The following is a 20,367-nucleotide window of genomic DNA, read 5'->3' as shown; positions in this document are numbered from 1 at the left end:
ATCTGTCCCAGAAAGGGACGAGTGCGTTCAGCTCGTGGTTCCACCCTAATTCGACCTACAAATATCATTCTATGGCTATTCACCAAAGTATGCATCATGTAGGGTCCTTATTAGTATCCGGTATCGGGGATAAGACGGTGCCGCTTACTGCCGCGATAAAGAGCTCGACGGGTTCAACGCCACGGCTACAAAGGGGTAATTTCTCAACCGGTTACTGGAGAAGCTTTCAGCCTTAACTTCTCTCTCTGGACAGTTCGTTTAGGAAATCTTGTCTTTGGTCAGTGCCTTTTTGTATGACTTGCTATTATAGTACAGAATTACTTTCGTAAAAGTCAAGAACAGTTTTTTTCATTAAACATTTTTCATTGTTGGGAGCCAGCGAACGTTCCAGCCTTGTGGGGATTAAAGTAACCGTAAGTAACCGCCTCGGGATTAGCTGTCCCGGGCGGTTTTTTGTATGCTGGTTGTTAGGAGAGAATTCATACGGATGAAACACCCGTGAACAACATAAATTGTTTAATGAGACAGCGCACGGATTGGGAGGTTCCATATTGAAAGCATTAATTCGACTTGAGGATGTTGGACCTGGTGGCTATTATGAATCTGCGGAAAGTCAAATGAAATTACTTGCCATTGCAGATTACTTATATTTGCACAGTGTACCCTTTCATGTTGCGGTCATTCCTCGATTTGTTGATCCGGAGCGTGGTATCGACAACGCCATGGGAAATCCTTATAATGCCATTTCGGTTAGATTCCTTCAAATGTTGCGTACCTTTTGTGTACGCGGAGCTTCACTGGGCATGCACGGATATACGCACCAATACGGACAGTCAATCAGCGGCGAGGGTTTTGAATTTGCTTTTGCGGGATGTAAGCAAGACTGCCCACCAGAAGATTCGCAAGAGTCGTTATCAACGATGATACAATTTAGGCAGTCATACGCTTACACACGATTCTATTTGGCATATTCCGAGTTTCAAGCTGCTGGCTTGCAGCCTGAATGGTTTGAAACCCCGCATTATATGGCATCTGATGTTCAGCGCAAGATTTTAGAGGCATGTAATTGGTTAATGTATGAAAGCAATCCAGAAGACCCTGACAACCGACAAGTGACTTCGCGGAGTTCAAAGTCGATTTTGGGGAAGACCTATTATGTGCCGACGTCCTTAGGATATGTAAACGGTTCAGCCGTAGAACAAGATGTGAATAGGATAATAAACGAAGCAATCGATTATGGCAAGAATGATTTAGCTTCCTTTTTCTATCATCCGTATCTCGAATTTCCCTATATTCATTTTCGTAAGCATGCACATCCCTATTATGAAGATCATACTCCCCTCAAAAGGCTCATTCAACACATGACATCAAATGGCCGACGCTTTGTATCTATCCAGAACGTCATTAGCTAAGGGAGTACCAATTTCCCCATATCAAGCTTTTTATCTCATCTTCCGACAGATTTTTAAGCTTATTTTCCCCACTGACATCACTTAGATTGATCATATATTTTTTCTTTAGATACACATGGATATCTTTCATTTCTGCTTCTGATAACCTAGTTAAATCCTGATCTCCTTTAAGCTTTCCAAGTAAGATTCCAATGACCTCTGCTGCCAAAGAAGTATTAGGTTGAATCCTAGCACTCCCGTAAGCAACTGCTGAAGCGCCTACATTTTTACCTGCAAGAATGACATTCGCGTAACCTTTCGGAATAAAAGAACGCAGCGGCATTCCATATTTGTCAGGAGTGCCCGTGTGCTGCCCCCACGTGTGACCTGCGGTTCCTTGCAGATCAATGGGATACCCTCCAATACTTACATTATCCCAAAACATCTTTCCGCTCATGAGATCAGAAGCTTGCAGCACATATTCCGTTTGGTAACGATTATAATCACGTATATATAAATAGTCTGGGAATCCGTTAATTTCGGCCTGTTCCCAACCTGGCAATTCTTTGCGAAGATGCGGAAGAATCTGTTTGGTTTCGGATTTCCCCAAATCTAATGCTCTTTGAATGCTTCCCTTATCAGAAGGGTCGACATTAAATAGCAAAAGGGCGTTAATCAGCACCTCACCGTCTCGTTGATTGATCGTATTCAAACCGCGAAGAAATACATCCTTGCTGCTTGGCTTATAAGTGGACCCTACTTTTCCAAACCCCCATGTAAATGTATCCGTAACGGTCGACGTCGAACCAAATTTATCCTCTATTTCCTTTTTGGTTAAACGATTCGTTTCCGCTTGAAACTTCTCCCAATCTACCTGGCGAAATTTCATCATCATCGAAGCAGCCATGTAATCTTTGGTTCCGCCAAAAACGGTCTCGATGCCTGGTATGCGTTCCAATTCTAATTGAGAGGCCAATGCAGAAAAATCTGTGTTCTCTACCCAGTAGTTAGCGGTAATGGTCTTCTCTACCCCATCTCGCGTGCGATACGTAATTGACTTTATTTTCTGACTAGACGTTCCTGCATCCTTTACTCTCTCCACATTAACTATCGTAATCCCAGATTCCAAGGCTATTCCTTTTATAAGCGAATTATAGTTTTGTTCAAATTCACTCGCCTTTCGTATTTCACCCTTTTTATATTTGACAAAAAGATCTTTCACTCGTCCTTGCAGTAAAGAATGATGTTGACCATCCACAGGTTCGTCCAGAAATTGCATCTGACCCTGAATGAGTTGGCCGCCCGGCGCATCTCTGGGATCTAAAATAGTGACGGACAGTCCTTCGTCTACGGCAGCCCTGGCCAAATAAACGCCCTCTATTTCCGAACCGATGACAACAACACTTGTCTGAGTAGAAGTATTCTTTCCCTTACTCATAGGAGCTTTTTGATCTTCACAGGCAGCTGCTACTAATACAGTAGCAACTAGTACAACAGATACGAACATCGAGTGCCTTTTCATTGTTTCCCCCATTTGAAAATTATGGATATCATTTAATAGACGGCATTAGCGCTATTAAGTTTCAATTATTTTTCACTTTGGGTTCAATCGGTTTTCAATTTACAGATTCGCGGTATTCCTGAGGGGTCATATTCATTGCTTTCTTGAAAAATCGATAAAAATGATGATCGGAAACAAAGCCTACATGCTTCGAAATTTCATGAACTTTATATTTATTGTCTTGTAACATGGCTTTGGCTTTCATCACTCGAACTTCAGTAATTAAACTGGATAACCCTTGGCCCGTAACCTGTTTATAGAGCCGAGAAAGGTAAGATGGATTCAAACCAACCGCTTCTCCGATACATGCCAACGATAGGTCTCCAGACACATTCTGTTTGATGTACCCTTCCACTTTAGTGATATACTCATTTCCTTTGACCGTCAGTTCATTCACTTGATGTTCAAAAAGAAATTCTGCTAAATTCGAAAAATAATCAATGACCTCACCCCATGAATTGTGTTCTATCTGAGTAGGCTTATTGATGTCCACTTTATCGTTCATTTCTTTTTGTAGACCTTGACGATTTAATTGAGAGAGAAACATGGCAAACAGTGAATAATAGATTTCTATTTTCAAGCTGTCTGCATGGGAAGGGTAAACATTTATTGTGTTCATGAAGTCCAGATAAAGTTCAAAGAATTCAATCTTTCGACCATTTTCCAAATAACTCTTCAAGAACTCAATTTTTTTAAGATGAAGACGTACTTGGCCATTGGATACGATCGTATTTAGGGGATCGTGATGATGCAAGTCATTTTCAATCAGTAACAGTTCGGCACTCATCCCAAAGCCTTGGCTAAATACGGACTTTAAAGCTTCAAATTTTTCAGCAGTGCCCCTCCAGGCTATAGGCTCACTTGCCGCAACAAATGAGATAGGCAAACTAAGCAAATCTTTACAAGTAGACTGAAGCAACTCCAACGTGCCATGAACAAACAGAATGGTACGTTTCCACGAATCTGCGATATATTCCTCACTTAATTTGTCTTGAATTTGAGGTTGGATCAACCAAACCAATTTACTTCGATCGTACACAATGGAAAAAACGGACGACGATACAGACATATACTCTTCAGCAATGTTCTGAATGGCATATAGCAATCGCAAGCGATCGGAAGGACTGATGTCCTGCTTCCAGTTATCGACTCGTCCGAGGACCAATAAAACGGAAGCATCGGCATCGAGTCTAATCTGTAAATCATTAAACTGCTTTGGCATGGTTTGTAACGAATAAGGATCTCCTTGCAACAAATCCCAGAGAAATTCTTTCTGCAAAGAAGGCAACGCCCTAAAAATCTGTCTTTTGGCCTCCTGAATCAAATGGTCGACTTCGACCTCTTTCTTCAAGCTTACGATTGCCTTTTCAACGATTTCTAATAGTTTTTCATCCCCTTCGGTCTTGAGCACATAATCAACGCTACCGTTACGCATTGCTTCTTGAACAAATGCAAAATCATTGTAACCGGTAAGAAAAATCACCTTGCAACGAGGCCATTGCAGCATAATTTCCTTCTGTAATTCAAGTCCGCTTTTAAGTGGCATTCGGATATCCGATAATACGATATCGATCTTTGTTTTGGTTAAAGTCTCGGTTGCCTCGAATGACGAGTATGCCCAATAAATTTCTAAATTCAAATCATTTGGCTCACTAAAAAGCTCCACTAAGCCGTTCACAATAATAGGTTCGTCGTCAACAATCAATAATCGGTACATCATTTTCACCCTTTTGGATTGGGAATTTCATTTCAACCCGTAATCCGCCCATTTGTCCTCTTGAAAGAAAAAGTCCGGAGTCGGATCCGAACTTCAATTGAAGTCGGGCATGAACGTTTTGCAAGCCGGTCGTTTCCCCAATGTTATAGGAAGACAGTAAACTCACGTATATTTTTTCCAATGCTTCGTCACTGAGTCCTTCCCCATTATCTTCAATGCTGATACAAAGATAGCCGGCATGCTTCATTATCTTAATTTCCACTTTACCGCCATTCAATTTGTCTTCCAAACCATGGTTATACGCATTTTCAATAATCGGCTGCAGGATCAAACGCGGAAGCTTTAAGTCCTTACAATCTTCGGGTAGATCATCCCATTTGGTTTCCATACGATTGGAAAAACGAATCATTTGAATCTCAACATATGCATTGGCAAGCTTTATTTCCAACTCCAAAGTTACTTCGTCTGGAGCATTACGCGTAATAAATTGAAAATAGTCGCCCAAATGCTTCGTAAACCGAATCACATTCTCGATATCATGGCTCTTCGCCATTCGATAGAGGACAAAATAACTATTGTATAAGAAATGCGGATTGATTTGCGACTGCAGCTGCTTTAACTCCGCCCGTTGCGACCTTATTTTCTGTTCATACACCTCATGAATCATCGATTGAAGCCTGTTCACCATTTCATTAAACTGTTTATATAAGTAATCGAATTCATCGTTATGTTTATGCTTTATGGTGATTCCAAGGTTCCCAGCTTCAACCTTTCGGAATGCAATCACCATGTTACGCAAGGTTGGTGGATCTGCCGATAAATCCAAGCTGAAAATAAAATAATAAATATAAAAGATGAAATGGATAAAGTCAAAACCAATTGCGATATTTATTCAAGGGTCCAAGAATCTGAGATTCCGGTACATATACCATAAAAATCGTATTAAGCAAATGCGAACGTTCATAGGTTATTAAATAGTTTTTTCGCTCCATTTCAATATAGCCTTGTCCCATAAGTTCCTCTTGAAACGGCTTTCGCATCATGAATTCTTTCAATTTGGGAACCATTTTCATGTCTTGATCATTCGCAATGAACCAGTTTTGACTTGAATCCAACAAAACAGCTCCACCTTGACTTGTATGGGAAGCTTGCAGAAGCGATTGCTTAATTTCATTTTCCGATAATTCCACCTCGCTAGCAAAAATCGGCATTTTATTTGGAGTAATAGGCTTGGGATACAGCTCACTTATTAGCAAGCGGGTATGCCAAAATATGAACGGGTACTTGTGACTGTCGGAAAAATCTTCTAGTGCATGTAATTCTTCTAAAGGTAATTCATCACCATAATAATTCGCGTGTATCGTCCTCTCCAAAAGCGGAATATAAACCTTTACGTCTGCCACATAAAGGCTGGAGTTTTTCATGAGCAATAATTTATTTTGCAAACTAAGGATCGCTTTCACGCGATCAAATTCATTCATCCCTGGTGCTATTGTACTCAAGTTTCTTAAATCCTCATCAAAAGAATACTCTCTATTTAACTTTATCAGACGGGTCATTTCTGACTCAAAAGAATTCAGATAGAAATGGACCCGTGACTTCATCGACATAGAGATCTCTTCTCTTACACTTGCCTCACCAGAAATGTTCATTACCAAGCTAAGAACGTAAATAGGTACAATAATCATTAGAAATGCAACAATAATTTTCGGGAATATGGAAAATTGTCGAATGCGCCACTCGATTCTTATGGTTGCCACCCCTTCATCCCCGTCAAATCTATATTGAACACCAAAAGAAACAACAGGAACAGAATCCACCATGTTGTTTCTTTCGTATGAATGAATCCTTAAGTTGTTCGGTTTGTCAACTCATTTTTGCTCACTTCAACCCCGAGTTTCGCGCCTTGTCGTGTCAACGCTTCCTGCACTTTTCCGACATCCAGTTCCCGCGGTCTCTTATTATCGCGTACGCACAATGCAGCTGCGGCTCCGGCCGCTTGCCCGATGGCTATTGCGATCGGTTGGACGCGGATAGCCGAATGCGCTTCGTGTGTGGCAGAGATCGGCCGTCCCCCAATCAACAAATTTTCTATTTTCTTCGGTAGGAGACAGCGGAACGGAATTTCATACCACTCACCGGGATTCAGCTCCTTAATGACAGTACCTTCCCCGTTCGGATTGTGAATATCGACAGGATAAGCACCACGTGCGATAACATCGTCAAATTTACAAGCATGAAGAAGTTCTTCGGCCGTCAACACATATTCGCCAACAACTCTACGCGATTCCCTTACGCCAATTTGAGGAGCAGTTGTTTGAAGATACGCATGTTCAAATCCTTCAATCTTTGTAGTCAAGAACCGGACAAACTCCTGAACCTGCCGGCGGCCCTCGATTTCCGCCTCCGTAAGCTCCCAAGGATTCGTGGCATCCTTCAGAATGATGCGGGTCGAGTTGAAATGAATAACACCCGCCTGATTAGCGTAAAACCATAACACATCTTCCCGAGGACAATCGATCTCACCGCGGGCTTTTGCTTCACGATATCGCCGCGTGATTTCGCTTCTCTCCGGCATTCGATCCACATCGATGTTGGCCATGCGGAAGCTAAGCGTCATGGGCTGGCTCAAGCTGTCGACTTCTCGGCCTTTTTCCACTTGCGCACCGGCGAATGCCGCCAGATCGGCATCTCCCGTCGCGTCTACATAAATCCGCGCTTTGAGGTCGACGAGCCCCGACTTGTTTGCAACTGTGATTCCCTGGATGACCGACCCGCTCCCATCCATTCGAGCATCACCAAGAAAAGTATGATACAGCAGCGTTACTCCGGCATCCAGACAGAGTCGTTCCGCTACCACCTTCAGCGCTTCCGGATCAAACGCAGTCTTCTGCATCGGATGTCCGTACATCCCCATTCTTGTCATGCCGTCAATCAGTTCTTGCAAGACGCCGAAAATGATTTGCACTTGTTTGTTGTCTCCGGCCCAATAAGACATCCAGGGGTTGACCATCATGGCCGTACCCGCTCCGCCGAGGAATCCGTACCGTTCAATCAGGAGCGTTTTCGCGCCTTCTCGTGCGGCAGCCACCGCCGCTGCAATTCCGCTCGGCCCACCGCCTGCCACAATTACATCGTACTCATACATGGATCGAACCATCTTATACACTTCCTTATCGTTAATTAAGCAATGCCAAGCGATTTCAAATAGTCGATGCTCATCTTGACGCTTTCCAATGGTGGTCTCTTGCAGATATCCTGTTCGATGATGTAATACTTCACGCCCACCTCAGCAGCAACCGCAAAAATCGATGGATAATCGATAATTCCGTGGCCGACTTCGGCAAACGACTGCTCCGCATCATCGGCCATATCCTTCACGTGAACAAGTGGACAACGGCCTTTGAAGGACTGTAAGTACGTTTTCGGATCGAGACCGCCTTTTTGCACCCAGTATAAATCCAATTCCGCTTGCAACAGGTCGGCTTCGACGGCGTTATATAGGACATCCAGTTTATACTGGTCATCTACTTTGACGAATTCAAAATCGTGGTTGTGATAGCAATATTGCAGCCCAATTTGCTTGCAGCGTTCGCCAACGGCCCGCAGCTTCGCCGCAAAAACGCCGATCTCTTCCTTCGAATTCATCATTGCTATCTTTGACCACGAGGAAATCAGGTAATGGCTTCCAATTGTCAGATTATATTCCATTTGCTTGTCAAGCAGCGCAAATATCTCTTTCATATCCATATCAAACTTCAGCCCTATGGTGTGGCTAGAGGATGCCGTTAAATCGAGGTCGTCCAGTACCTTCTTCATTTCTTTGGCTGGAACGTCGCCATATCCGGCAAACTCCACCGCTTTATATCCCATCGCGGCTACTTTATGCAACGTTCCCAAAAAATCCTCCTTCGTTTCTTCACGCAGCGTATACAGCTGCAATCCTACTGGAATTTTAGTCATTTCCACTCATCTCCCTACGTTTCGTTCGAAATGAATTATTATTCATAAGGCACTGGCAGTTCCCGGTCTGCTGCCGCAGATTTGGCTGTCGTATCTAGCACAGCGATAATACGTCGGGCCTCCTCGGGTTTCACAATGAGCTCCGCACCCTTTAACAGGTGATCCGCAATGTTTTGATAATAGTTATGCCATTCATCCTTCATAAGAGGAACTTTGCTCTCGACCTTTAAACCGTTTAATTCCGTATATAGCATCAAATAATTCTCGTTGTGATTGCTTATGACCGCGCCTTTTGTGCCCAAGATGCGTCTGTTCGCTTTACCAGCGCGGGCGATGGAAGATACTTGCACATTGGCGACCGCACCGCCTTCAAACACAATGGTACTTTCCATATGATCTTCATTTGTTACATCATGCCACAGCCGTTTTTGCACAAAACCGCGAATGGACTTCATTTTTCCGGGCACGATACCCAGCAGCCAGTCGATATAATGTGCGCCCCAATCGTAGAAAGCACCCCCAGAGACAACCTTGTCGGATCGCCACCAATATCCGGGGTGTCCGTGACCACCGATGGACATTTCCACCGAAAATAGTTCGCCGAGCAAATCTTTTTGGATCAAATCCTGTAAAGTCAAATACCATCCATCCCACCGACGATTATGATAAACGGATAGCATGACACCTTTTTCTTTCGCTTTTCGCACAAGTGCTTCAGCATCATCCGTATCAATGCACATCGGTTTTTCCAATATACAGTGTTTGCCGCTTTCCAGCACTTTCATTGCAAGTTCTGCATGTGTATGATGCGGCGTTATGATCGTAATGAGATTGATATCCGGTTGGGCCAGCAATTCCTCAATCGTTTGAAATGTTCGGATATTTGGAAAATCGATTTTCGCCTGATTCAGGCAAGCTTCGTCAATCTCACAAACAGCGGCAAACTCCAACCCTGCTTGATTCATCTGTTCGCCATGCAGCTGTCCCATTTTAAACGCTCTACTGTATCCGACCACTGCTCCTCGGATCATTGGTGTGTTGTTTATTGGCATCATAATTTCCTCCATATGACTTCATTTTCTTTTCTTTCCTAATTTTTGCGAATATTTTCGTTTTTTCTTATTATCGAACAAGCGTTCGATACGTTCGTTTAATGCCTTACTCTTTTACACTCCCTAAAATAATTCCTTTAACAAAGAATCTTTGCAAGAAAGGATAAATCAAGAGAATCGGTAGAGCACCCAGGAATATTTGAGCCGCTTTGGCAGTTCGATCTGATACCTCAGCCAAAGAGCTTATATCCTCATCCCGTACATTAGCGAGATTATTGTCAATAATTATCGTTTGTAAATAGCTGGATAACGGATATTTTTCCGGTGAATTCATGAGAAGCAAACCATCAAACCATGAATTCCAATGATGCACAATCGTAAAAAGAGCGATCGTCGCTAGAGCAGGCATAGAAAGCGGGACATAAATCTTCCATAAAGCACCCCAATGTCCTGAACCATCTATAAAAACAGCTTCTTCAAGTTCCTTAGGTAATCCGCGAAAAAAGTTCAATAATAGAATGATATGAAATACAGCGACACCACCTGGCAAAACCAATGCCCAAATTGTATTAAGCAACCCCGTAAATTTGATCGTCATGTACCAAGGAATCAATCCACCGCCAAACAAGATCGTGAAAACAAAATACCAAACGTAATACGTGCGAAGTTTAAATACTTTTGTTTCCTTTGATAGAGGATAGGCCATTAAAAGAGTTAATATCATACTGAGCGATGTACCGAGAATCACTCGTTCAATCGTTACAACAAAAGATCGAAGAAACTCGGGTTTACGCAAAATATATGTATACGATTGAATTGTGAAGTCTACAGGCCAGAACTTAACCGTACCAGCTGCAGCTTCGTGGGATGAACTGAACGAAATAGCAAGAACATGAATGAGTGGAAACAAACATAATAGAGCCAGAAAACATAAAAAAGTATAAGTAAGAACAAGAAACATTCTCCGTCCTAAAGAAACAGTTTGCATAACAAATGACCTTCTTTCTTAGAAAATCCGATAATTGGCAAACCGCGAAGCCAACCAATAGGAAACCGAGATCAATATAAAAGATACGACAGATTTAAATAAGCCAATTGCTGTCGCAATCCCATAATGAGCATCTATCATTCCCATCCGATACACGAATGTGTCAATAATATCCCCGCTCTGATATACGGCCGGACTATACAAATTGAACACTTGATCAAAACCAGCATTCAATACATTTCCTAAGCTCAAAGTGGTTAATAAAATAATGATCGGACTAATCCCCGGTAGTGTGATATGCAACGTCTGCTTCCAACGATTCGCACCATCCATAAACGCCGCTTCATAAAGTGAGGGATTTATGCCGGCTAATGCTGCTAAATAGACGATGGTGCTAAATCCGAACTCCTTCCAAACATCAGAAATAACCATAACAAATGGAAACCATTTGATGCTTCCTAGAAAAAATATAGGATCTAATCCGAATAGTTTTAAAAATTGATTGACGATGCCCGATGACGGGGAGAGAATATCGATCAAAATCCCACTGAGAATAATCCACGATAAAAAATGAGGTAAGTAAATCAGCGTTTGAACGCCCTTTTTAATAAATCCCTTATTTACCTCATTCAATAAAAGAGCAACCGTAATCGGCACAATCAGTCCCGCACCAATTTTCATTACTGCAATAAAAACCGTGTTCCAAAGCACCTGAAAGAAATCTGGAAGGTTTAAAATATACGAAAAATTAGCAAACCCAATCCATTTGAACCAAATAATCCGTTAGCCGAATTAAAATTTTGAAATGCAATCACAATACCGACCATCGGAAAATAACTGAAAATCAATACTAATACCAAACCTGGCAAAAGCATTAGATGTAGCGGCAATTCACGAAGCATACGGGTATACAACTTAATTGATCTTGATGGCATAGTTCCGATCCTTTCCTTTTGAATTCTGTGCCATTCAGGAAAAAAGGGGAAGATTCCCTTAAACTCTACGCTTCTTCCCCACCTTAACAGCTACCTATTTCTGAGTTTCCGCCCAAACGTTTACTTCATTGGTCATGTCATCTCCACCCAGTTTCTTCCACTGGGTAACGAAATTATCAAAATCGTCGACAGGTACGACTCCCATAATTATTTTCGTGAATTCCTCGAGCGTCATCTTATCCAGGGTAGAAGCCTTTTCTTTCATAGTTGGAGTAGGTGCACCATAGAAAGCGTTAACCAGGAGTAGATTTTCTTTTCTGTAATTATATTCAACCGCGTACGATGAATCCGTTGGTGCTTTTTGTCGCATAGTAGCCCAGTTAATCAGATTTATTCCAGAATCACCATTCATGAAACCAAGAATTTTATCATACCCAGCCTTTTGCTCCGCGTTTAGCTTCTTTGGATCTTTTGTTTCTAATGCCTCTTTTAGGGCCAAATAGGTATCGGGAATATCTTTAAGAGCTGGCCATGTTTGAACCAATGGGTACTTGAATAGCTCTATTCCATCTTTTGCTACAGAGTATTTCTCTATATCTGCCGTTTTACCCCATTCTTTTTCACAGAAGAGATTGAGTAATTTAATCGCCGCTTCTGGATGCTTCGAACCTTTTTTCACAACAAAATATTTAGAGACAGGAAATGCTACCGTAACTTTAGCAGGCTTATCATCAATGGAAGGGATTGCGAATGCCTTCCACTCCATATTCGGATCCTTTGTTTTCCCATCCACAAAAGGATAATAAGGAAACCAATCCGAACCAAACACAATGCCATATTTACCTGCAATAACGGATTCAACAGCTTTACCGCCATCTTTTACCGGAAACTCCTTGTCGATTTGCCCTGCTTTGTACAAGTCACGCAATTTTGCTAAAACGGTTTTTATTTCTGGTTGAATACTGCCAGATACTACTTTACCAGAAGCATCTTTAATCCAAGCCCCAGGATAGGCATGATAACCATTAAAGAAACCTCTCAAGCTGCCCATGTCTTCAAATATTTGTTTATTTGCTGCAATGCCAAGTGTATCATTCTTGCCATTCCCATCCGGATCTTTGGTGAAAAACGCTTCAGAAATTTTAAGTACGTCATCCATTGTTTTGGGTTCAGGTAGATTGAGTTTTTTCAGCCAATCCATACGAATCCACATTACATCTCCCAAACTCCCAGCTGTATAAGGAATTGCCAGCAGTTTACCCTTGAATGTTGCTGATTTAAGTGCGAGCCCGCCATCTTGATTAATAATTTCCTTCGTGAATGGAGCCGCATATTTCTCGTATAGCCCAGTTAAATCTTCTAATTGACCAGATTCCTCCATTTGTTTCAACTGCGTCGTGTTTACGGCGGTAATATCCGCTATTTCACCAGAGGCAATCGAAAGGTTCAGTTTTTGCTGATATTGTGCATCAGGAGCAGTCCAAGTATATTTTATTTTGATACCCAGAGTATTCAGAAATTCCTTTGTCCAAACGTTATTGTCAAGATCTTCACCCGGATTATATTTCACCGAAGCGCCAATACTCCGAACCGCAGTCACCTCAATTGGTGGATCATACTTGCCGAATGGATCATCTTTTTTAATCGTTATTGGTGATTCCGATGGAGCCATTGATGATTTGCTTGGCTCTGTAGTTGTGCTGCAAGCAGACGTCAATAACGTGAAGCTTGCGATGGATATCAGAACAATAGCTTTTGTGTTTCTTTTCCTCATTTCATTACCCCCGATTGTTATTTATGCAAATCACTTTGCATGTATTTATTATAAGAAATAGGGGATTTCGTTAGATACTTTCATCTATTTACATCTACTATCATATATCTACTTCTGATGGCAAAAGACTCTCTTTATGCCGTAATTGATTAGAAAAACGGAGCTACAAGATCGCATAACTCCGTTTTTGTTGTTTAGCCTACCTACAAAAATCCCCATTGATTCTTGTTATGATTGCTATTTCCTTGATTGATCATGAGGCACTGTAACAGTTACAGGAGTAATCTTTTTGTTGCCTGCATTATCGGTGATCGTATACGTAATCGTATATATACGTCCCGTTCCGCTGTATAATCTTTCAGCGCGTAAACTAAATGATGTAGCCGCTGTTCCGAAATTAGCTTGAACGTCGCCTTGACCGCTATCGGGTTCATTGCTAGTAATGGAGGTTAACTCCACAGACGCAACGCCTGATTCAGCATCACTCGAATTTAGTAGGGCATGGATGGTCACCATTTTATGGTTCGGCGGCCATATCGACGAATTATCCAATTGAACGTTTAATATTGGCGCCGTTTTGTCAACCTTCAATTCGATGGTTTGGGTCTGTTCTACATTGCCTGCTTGATCCGTACTGCGATAATTGATCTTATAAACCCCTTCACCGAAGGCAGGAGTGGAACCCTTATAGGCGATCCAGGCCCCGTCATTCACTTGGTATTCGGTTTTCGCCACGCCAGATAAATTGTCATATACAGCTAAGCTTACCGTTACATCCGACGTATACCATCCGTTGCTGCCGTTTGGCGCAGCCGGACTTACTGATGAAACGCTTACAGGCGCTGTCTTGTCAATTTTAATGGTTGCCGTGCGTTTCGCTTCTATATTGCCTGCGTTGTCTACGCTCCAATAAGTTAGAGTATGTTCGCCTTCCATTATGAAAGCAATATCCGTACCCGTTCGTTGCATGCCACCATCTACTGTGTAATATGTAGCTGCAACACCTGATTCGCTATCACTTGCATTCAGGCTTACGGTTACATCATGGTTTACCCAACTTGTCGGAGCGTTATCTGTTGTCGTTGGTGCTGTTGTATCAACCTGAGTCACTTTCACTTTCGCTTCGGCATAAAGGGCACTCAGTGAATTCGTGGCACGAATCACCGCTTCTCCTGCCCCCGTCGCATTCACATGCCCCCCAGCATCGACAGTCACGACTTGACTGTTTGAGCTGCTCCAAACGAGCGTCTGCTCGGTTGCCTCAGCGGGAGTAAACACAGCTGTGAATGCATGCGTATCTCCTACTCTTAAATCCAGTGAATCGGAATCCAGAGAAATCCCTGTCGGAAGGATGGACTCCAGCTTAATAACATCCGCCCGAAGTGGATGATTATGAGCGGGGTTCGCGTCTTTGAGCAGGATATAACTGCCTGTTCCCTTTGGAAACTCGTAAGTACCCAGTACCTGCCAAGATCCTTGCAGCTTGGATTGATCTATAACAACATGCGGTGTCTGTTCCACTCCGTTGATATAGAACGAATACTCAGCCGCATTTGTGGTATTCACCGGAGTGGCGGGTGTTCCGGGAAGATACGCTGTTACTCGATAACGTCCGGGCTGGACGATAGTCGGCGTCCATTTGGCGGATGCGCCCGTCGGATTCGTAATAGCTCTCGATATGCCGCCGTCATAGCTTTTGAGTACGGAAGACGCCACCCATTTATTGGTAGCCTCTCCACTAGTTCCGTTGACTTCCGTATAGCCTCCCTTGTTGTAACCATAGTATAAAGTGATCGGATAGGTAACGGCCGCTGGAATCTCTTCGATATAGGGAGCTTCCAACCCACCCTTGACATAAATCGGGTTCTCATCCAACCGCAGTCGCACATAACCATTCGTCGGCGAATACGTTTGCGTATTCCCCATGATATCCGTGACATCAAGGCTGCCATGGGTATATAGCTTGACGTCGCTCCTGTAGGAGCGTACATAACCCGAATATCTTCCATTTCTTTATGAAACTTGTGAACATAAATACCAGACGCAACATTCTCCGTGGTTTGGAAATCCGCCCCCGTTAATTCCCGTGTCATAGTTGCGTAAGCTGAAAAAGCCGGCTTAGGTACATAGGCTCCTTTTGCATCGCCGGGATTCCGAATCAATCCGTACGTTCCCTCAAAATCTTTGGGATCGGTGGATTTATTTTGTAAATTATAGATACTGATTTTTTGGATGCCATTCGCCAAAGCAGTGACAATTCTTCTGGCCACATAGTTGGCTTGAACATGCTCAGTGAAATTATAGTTAGTAAATCCTGTCTCCGAAAGATTCATGGGAATGGTTTGATTGTTGTTATATTTTTTCATTATATTTCTGTGCCTATTGATATCAGTAACGATATCCTCAGGATTTTTCGGGTACGCATGAAAGGAATATTCACTCAGATAATTCAGCGCACCTTTTTGATAAAGCGATTCTAAGAAGGAGTCCGAACCCTGATCGCCGAATACGAAGCCGGTAATTTTTACGTTGGGATAATCGGGATGAATTTGTTCGTATGATGCTTTTAACAAATTGAAATAAAAATCCGCTTTCTCCGCCTCCGTGGTAAGTCCCTTTCCAAACGTAGGAATGTCTGGTTCGTTCCAAATCTCCACCTGACCGATCTGCGGATATTGGGCCAATACTTGCTTGCCATAGTTAGCAAAAGCCGTCCTTGCCTCCACACTCGTCGGTGCATTTCCCTCATCATATAAATTATTATATAACGCTAGAGTGATATAGGGCTTGAGATCATTCGCCTTCACACCCGACATGAAATTTTCGAGGAAAGGTTTATCTTTAAAGTTATAAACCCCCTTCGTCGTATCCTCAATGTACTCCCATCTCAAGGCATCCCTGACATACTTAACTCCCATTTTCTTGGCAATGGGGAGCAGCGCTGCCGGATCTTGAGCAATTAAGTCGGTTCGAGCGGCATGCGTTTGCACAGAAAAATGCGAATCCGCCACCTGACTCAGATCGAAATTCGAAACGACGGCGAACGAGGTTTCTTGAGAGGCAATAACGTTCCCGTTCTGCTTGGCCGTAATAACCAATTTGAACCATCCCTTTTTACCGGGATTAACGGTTAGCAGGACGGTTCCACCGCTTACCGCTTGACTTCCGGACTTTACGGTGTTATCCCAATAATCGGAATAAGCCCAATCAATCGAGTCCCCATCCGTATTGATTTTGAAGCTCTTGGTGTCATTTTCATAGAAAATGTTCCTATTGTGTTTGCTCGATGGTAAGTGTTGCCGCATAAGCCACTTGCTTTCCTGAAATCAAGGTGAACCCGCTAGCTACTAGCAGAGATAACACAAGAAATGAAGAACATAAACGACCAAGTTTTTGCTTCATAGCATTACTTCTCCCTTCAGATGTAAATCATGAATTTAAAATCATTTGAAACATGTTCTATACTTATGATGTCACCCCCATTACAAAATCAATTATCGTGAGCGATTACATTTAAACTTTACTCAACTGGAAAATTATTGTATACGGACTCATTTAACTTGTTTAGGGACATTTTTAATTTCTTCGACGATGACTAATAGAGGCTCAACTCTGGAGGAAGTCCATGACCCTTTATCAACATAAAAATGCACCCCTTAGCATTCATCGGATTAACCAGGGGTTTTCCAATGTCTATTCTAGGGAGTGCTATTTTTTATCATTGTTCCTTAAATGAATGAAGTATTCTTATTACTTACACAACACATGTGTTTCCTTAACAGGACCTTCTACAAATTGCCCTCGGCTTTGCAGAATATATCGTATCTCTTCGGCAGAAATCATACGGACATCGCTGAAGCCAGATTTGACGGTTAAAGCTGCTGCGGTTCCTGCTGCTTCGCCGATGGCACTAATTCCTGACATTACGCGATAAGACGCGTGGGCCTCAAATGTACCGCTAATGCAACGCGAGCTTAATAGAAGGTTGTCTAATCCTTTAGCGATGAGACAGCGATAAGGAATATGATAATACCCCGGGCTTGGCAAAATAGTCATATACTCTTGTTGATTTTTATTTCCATCAGGATCATGTACATCCACATCATAAGCACAAGCAGCCACCATATCATCAAACTTGCGTACACGCAAGCAGTCTTCTCCTGTTAACATATAGTCGCCGACAACTCTTCGGCCTTCACGAACTCCTAGCTTCGTAAAAATAGTCTCGATCTTGGCATCCCGAAAAGCAGGATGCTCCTTGATCGCTTCAACCAATTCATATACTTGCACTTTTCCGATTTCAAACGCACGTTCAACAGATCCCGGAATTGTAGGATCAACATCGCTAACAGCAGTCGAATTAAATAAGAACGCCTTTCCATCCGGGTAAGGGAATGCTAACACGCCTTGACGCTTATTGGTGCTGTTCGTTCTCTGCTTCATAGCAAGATAATATGGTTTCAGCGTCTCTTGCAGCCAAAAATAGCAGCCCCAGCTTGTGACATCCTTCACTTTAAACAAAGAAGGATCGAACCCGGTGAGTTTGAAAGTAACTGTTGCCATCTGCATCTTCCCGTCTTTCTCTCGCCCCTTTTGAAACCCGGCTCCTGCCAATGCAGACAAATTTCCGTCTGCCGTCCCGTCAAGGAACACGCGACCATACACACGAGTTTGCTTAGATCCAGTGATCGTCAACGAACGAATATTCCCGTCTTCCACCTGCACGGCATCCACTTCGCAATCTGTCCACACGGTCAGATTTTTCTCTTTTTGAATTAATCGATGATAGGTTTCTTTTAATTCCTGTTCGTCATAGCTTGATACCGTTTCCTCGTCAAAGGTTAAACCTGTATTTTGATAGGCTAGCGGGAATAGTTCCTTATGAATACCGGTGTTCACACACCGTCCATTATGGTCACGAAATTTACAAACTAAGGCAACAGCTGCATGTACCCCTGTCCCGCCAATTTCACTCATCTTTTCAATGAGCAGCACCTTACAGTTTAATCTAGAAGCTGCTAAAGCAGCGCAAATACCGCCTACACCTGCCCCAACAATCACAATATCAAAATCGTTTTTAGAATCATTCATGGGTATCACTCCTCGTAAGATCAATATATGTTTTGCTGCGGTTACCCCTTCAGACCGCTACTGGCAATCCCTTCAACAAAGAATCTTTGGAAGATGGCAACAATGATAATAAGAGGCAGCAGCGCCGAAACAGAAGCTGCCATAATCAACGAATAATTCGCACCGTATTCATCTACAAAGCTGGAAAGACCAATCGGTAGTGTAAACAAGTCTCTCGAACGCAGGAAGATCAACGGATTCTCATATTCGTTCCAGTGCCCGGTGAAGCTAAGTATGAGGAGTGTCACGATGGCAGGCTTCGTTAATGGCAAACAAATTTGCCAATAAAGCCGCCAGAATCCCGCCCCATCCACTTTTGCCGCTTCAAGCAGCTCGTTCGGAATCGTACTGAAAAATTGCCGCATCAGGAAGGTGCCGAATACGGTAAAAATCCCGGGTAAAATGACCGCTAAATGGGTGTTCACCAAACCAATCCGATCAAACAGGATAAACCTTGGAACAAGCAGCACTTGAGATGGGATGATCATTGTAGCCAAGTACATGAGGAAGAAAAAGTCCCTTCCCTTAAAGTTCAGTTTGGCAAATGCGAACCCAGCCAACGAGCTGGTGATGATGGAACCAACAACCGTAAAAAAGGTAATTTTGGCCGAGTTCCAATAAAACAAGGAAAATTTATATTTGCCCCCCCAAACCTCTTCGTAATTCGAGAGGATCGGGTTTTTAGGAATCCAATTAATCGGGTATTTGAATAAATCAGCTTGGATTTTGAAAGACGAAGAGATCATCCAAATAAACGGAATCATGACCATCACACACAGAGCCAACATGACAAGCGTAACGCTTAATTTTCGCAAGGATACCAAAGCCAACACACTCCTCCATTAAAAATGCTGCTGCCACTTCTTCTGGCTGCGCCACTGAATCAAAGTAATTGAAAATATGATAACGAACAAGACCCACGACATCGCTGCCGCATAACCCATTTTGAAGTTTTGGAAGGCCGTGATATAAATATGATACGCAATAACCATCGTCGAATTAACGGGTCCGCCTTGGGTCATCACACTTACGACGGCAAAAACCTGAAAGGTGGAAATAATAAGTGTGACGGCTATCAAAAAGGTAGTTGGCTTCAGCATCGGGATAGTGATATTGAAAAATTGCCGCATCCCTGTGGCTCCGTCAATCGAAGCCGCTTCATATAAATCTTTCGGAATTCCTTGCAGTCCCGCCATGTACAGTACCATGGTATATCCGATGTAAGTCCATACGATCATAATGATGACGGCCGGCAGCGCCCATGAGGCGCTCCCCAACCACCCAGGGGGATTATCAACCCCCAGTGATTTCAGGAATGCATTGATCGGACCATTCTGGGCATTGTACAGCACGCTCCACACCACAGAAACGGCAACCAAACTGCTTACATAAGGAAGGAAAAACAAAGTTCGTAATACCCCCTTGGCATAGACATGCCGATTAAGCAACACAGCCAGAACCAAACCGATTGCCATTGCGCTCGGCACCGTTACTCCTGTTAAAATAAAATTGTTTCTTAGTGCGTGCCATAAATAGTCGTCATTTGCTAATTTCTTTAGATTACCGAATCCAGCAAAGCTAAGCCCAGCCAAGCCCTTTAAGTAATCCCAATCAGCAAAAATCAGCATGAAACTGAAAAGCAAAGGTAGAATGACGAAGAATAAAACGCCGAGAAAGTTCGGCAATATAAACAAATAACCCGCCACTTGTTCCTTCCTGTTATGCTTGGACATTCGTCGCATGATGCCACCTCATTTAGCTATATTATAACCATACCTGTATTATAAGCAGATACGAATTCGTGAGGAATGGCGTGATTTAGGTTGTTACAGCGTTGTTTTTAAGATGTGTGGAAC

17 protein-coding genes and 1 pseudogene are annotated in these 20,367 nt (G+C 42.8%); 2 read left to right on the top strand and 16 right to left on the bottom strand.

What is annotated here, in order from left to right:
* Positions 1-551: 551 nt before the first annotated feature.
* Positions 552-1,412 (top strand): DUF2334 domain-containing protein, encoded by an 861-nt coding sequence (locus FU659_RS23270; protein ID WP_187274342.1) that lies wholly within the window; start codon positions 552-554, stop codon positions 1,410-1,412.
* Here FU659_RS23270 and FU659_RS23265 read toward each other — a convergent pair.
* The 10 genes and pseudogenes from FU659_RS23265 to FU659_RS23220 all read right to left on the bottom strand — a co-directional run bounded on the left by FU659_RS23265 (position 1,405) and on the right by FU659_RS23220 (position 13,177).
* Positions 1,405-2,913, bottom strand: a complete 1,509-nt coding sequence (locus tag FU659_RS23265; protein ID WP_261807990.1) for an FAD-dependent oxidoreductase — start codon at positions 2,911-2,913, stop codon at positions 1,405-1,407. The two genes, FU659_RS23270 and FU659_RS23265, sit on opposite strands and share 8 nt — an antisense overlap.
* A 94-nt stretch (positions 2,914-3,007) precedes the next feature.
* Complete coding sequence (locus tag FU659_RS23260; RefSeq protein ID WP_147949738.1) at positions 3,008-4,672, bottom strand: response regulator transcription factor; 1,665 nt, start codon at positions 4,670-4,672, stop codon at positions 3,008-3,010.
* Positions 4,647-5,459 (bottom strand): sensor histidine kinase, encoded by an 813-nt coding sequence (locus FU659_RS23255; RefSeq protein WP_397356354.1) that lies wholly within the window; start codon positions 5,457-5,459, stop codon positions 4,647-4,649. The genes FU659_RS23260 and FU659_RS23255 overlap by 26 nt, the downstream gene beginning before the upstream one ends.
* A 79-nt stretch (positions 5,460-5,538) precedes the next feature.
* Positions 5,539-6,492 carry a hypothetical protein gene (locus FU659_RS23250; protein ID WP_187274339.1) on the bottom strand — a complete coding sequence of 318 codons (954 nt, stop codon included), beginning with the start codon at positions 6,490-6,492 and terminating at the stop codon, positions 5,539-5,541.
* A 26-nt stretch (positions 6,493-6,518) separates the two neighbouring features.
* Positions 6,519-7,829, bottom strand: coding sequence for an FAD-dependent oxidoreductase (locus tag FU659_RS23245; RefSeq protein WP_222708612.1), 1,311 nt, complete (start codon positions 7,827-7,829; stop codon positions 6,519-6,521).
* A gap of 23 nt (positions 7,830-7,852) precedes the next feature.
* Positions 7,853-8,632 (bottom strand): sugar phosphate isomerase/epimerase family protein, encoded by a 780-nt coding sequence (locus tag FU659_RS23240; RefSeq protein WP_147949735.1) that lies wholly within the window; start codon positions 8,630-8,632, stop codon positions 7,853-7,855.
* 38 nt (positions 8,633-8,670) lie between these two features.
* A complete protein-coding gene (locus FU659_RS23235; RefSeq protein WP_187274338.1) occupies positions 8,671-9,687 on the bottom strand; it encodes a Gfo/Idh/MocA family protein in 1,017 nt (338 codons plus the stop codon).
* A gap of 103 nt (positions 9,688-9,790) precedes the next feature.
* Entirely contained in the window at positions 9,791-10,672 is an 882-nt protein-coding gene (locus FU659_RS23230; RefSeq protein WP_147949733.1) for a carbohydrate ABC transporter permease, read from the bottom strand.
* A gap of 18 nt (positions 10,673-10,690) precedes the next feature.
* Positions 10,691-11,574, bottom strand: a pseudogene (locus FU659_RS23225) (ABC transporter permease).
* Between the two features lie 127 nt (positions 11,575-11,701).
* A complete protein-coding gene (locus tag FU659_RS23220; protein ID WP_222708611.1) occupies positions 11,702-13,177 on the bottom strand; it encodes an extracellular solute-binding protein in 1,476 nt (491 codons plus the stop codon).
* 49 nt (positions 13,178-13,226) lie between these two features.
* On the opposite strand from FU659_RS23220, the gene FU659_RS35745 reads away from it, so the two are divergent.
* Positions 13,227-13,442, top strand: a complete 216-nt coding sequence (locus FU659_RS35745; protein WP_187274336.1) for a hypothetical protein — start codon at positions 13,227-13,229, stop codon at positions 13,440-13,442.
* Between the two features lie 176 nt (positions 13,443-13,618).
* Here FU659_RS35745 and FU659_RS23215 read toward each other — a convergent pair whose 3' ends face one another.
* The 6 genes from FU659_RS23215 to FU659_RS23200 form a co-directional block, all read right to left on the bottom strand.
* Complete coding sequence (locus FU659_RS23215; RefSeq protein ID WP_187274335.1) at positions 13,619-15,097, bottom strand: OmpL47-type beta-barrel domain-containing protein; 1,479 nt, start codon at positions 15,095-15,097, stop codon at positions 13,619-13,621.
* Positions 14,980-16,686 carry a glycoside hydrolase family protein gene (locus FU659_RS35740; RefSeq protein WP_187274334.1) on the bottom strand — a complete coding sequence of 569 codons (1,707 nt, stop codon included), beginning with the start codon at positions 16,684-16,686 and terminating at the stop codon, positions 14,980-14,982. The genes FU659_RS23215 and FU659_RS35740 overlap by 118 nt, the downstream gene beginning before the upstream one ends.
* Entirely contained in the window at positions 16,652-16,783 is a 132-nt protein-coding gene (locus FU659_RS37480) for a hypothetical protein (RefSeq protein ID WP_261807989.1), read from the bottom strand. Before FU659_RS37480 ends, FU659_RS35740 begins: the two co-directional genes overlap by 35 nt.
* Positions 16,784-17,131: 348 nt before the next feature.
* A complete protein-coding gene (locus FU659_RS23210) occupies positions 17,132-18,472 on the bottom strand; it encodes an FAD-dependent oxidoreductase (protein ID WP_147949730.1) in 1,341 nt (446 codons plus the stop codon).
* 41 nt (positions 18,473-18,513) lie between these two features.
* On the bottom strand, positions 18,514-19,335 hold the full coding sequence (locus tag FU659_RS23205) for a carbohydrate ABC transporter permease (protein WP_261807988.1): 822 nt from the start codon (positions 19,333-19,335) through the stop codon (positions 18,514-18,516).
* An 18-nt stretch (positions 19,336-19,353) separates the two neighbouring features.
* The gene (locus tag FU659_RS23200; RefSeq protein WP_261807987.1) at positions 19,354-20,244 is read right to left on the bottom strand and encodes a carbohydrate ABC transporter permease; all 891 of its coding nucleotides are present in this window, start codon (positions 20,242-20,244) and stop codon (positions 19,354-19,356) included.
* Positions 20,245-20,367 lie beyond the last annotated feature (123 nt).

The sequence above is a fragment of the Paenibacillus sp. N3.4 genome, assembly GCF_008017805.1.
Taxonomy (GTDB): domain Bacteria; phylum Bacillota; class Bacilli; order Paenibacillales; family NBRC-103111; genus Paenibacillus_E.
The sequence above is the reverse complement of the archived record's forward strand: the minus strand, read 5'-3'. Positions and strand labels throughout refer to the sequence as shown.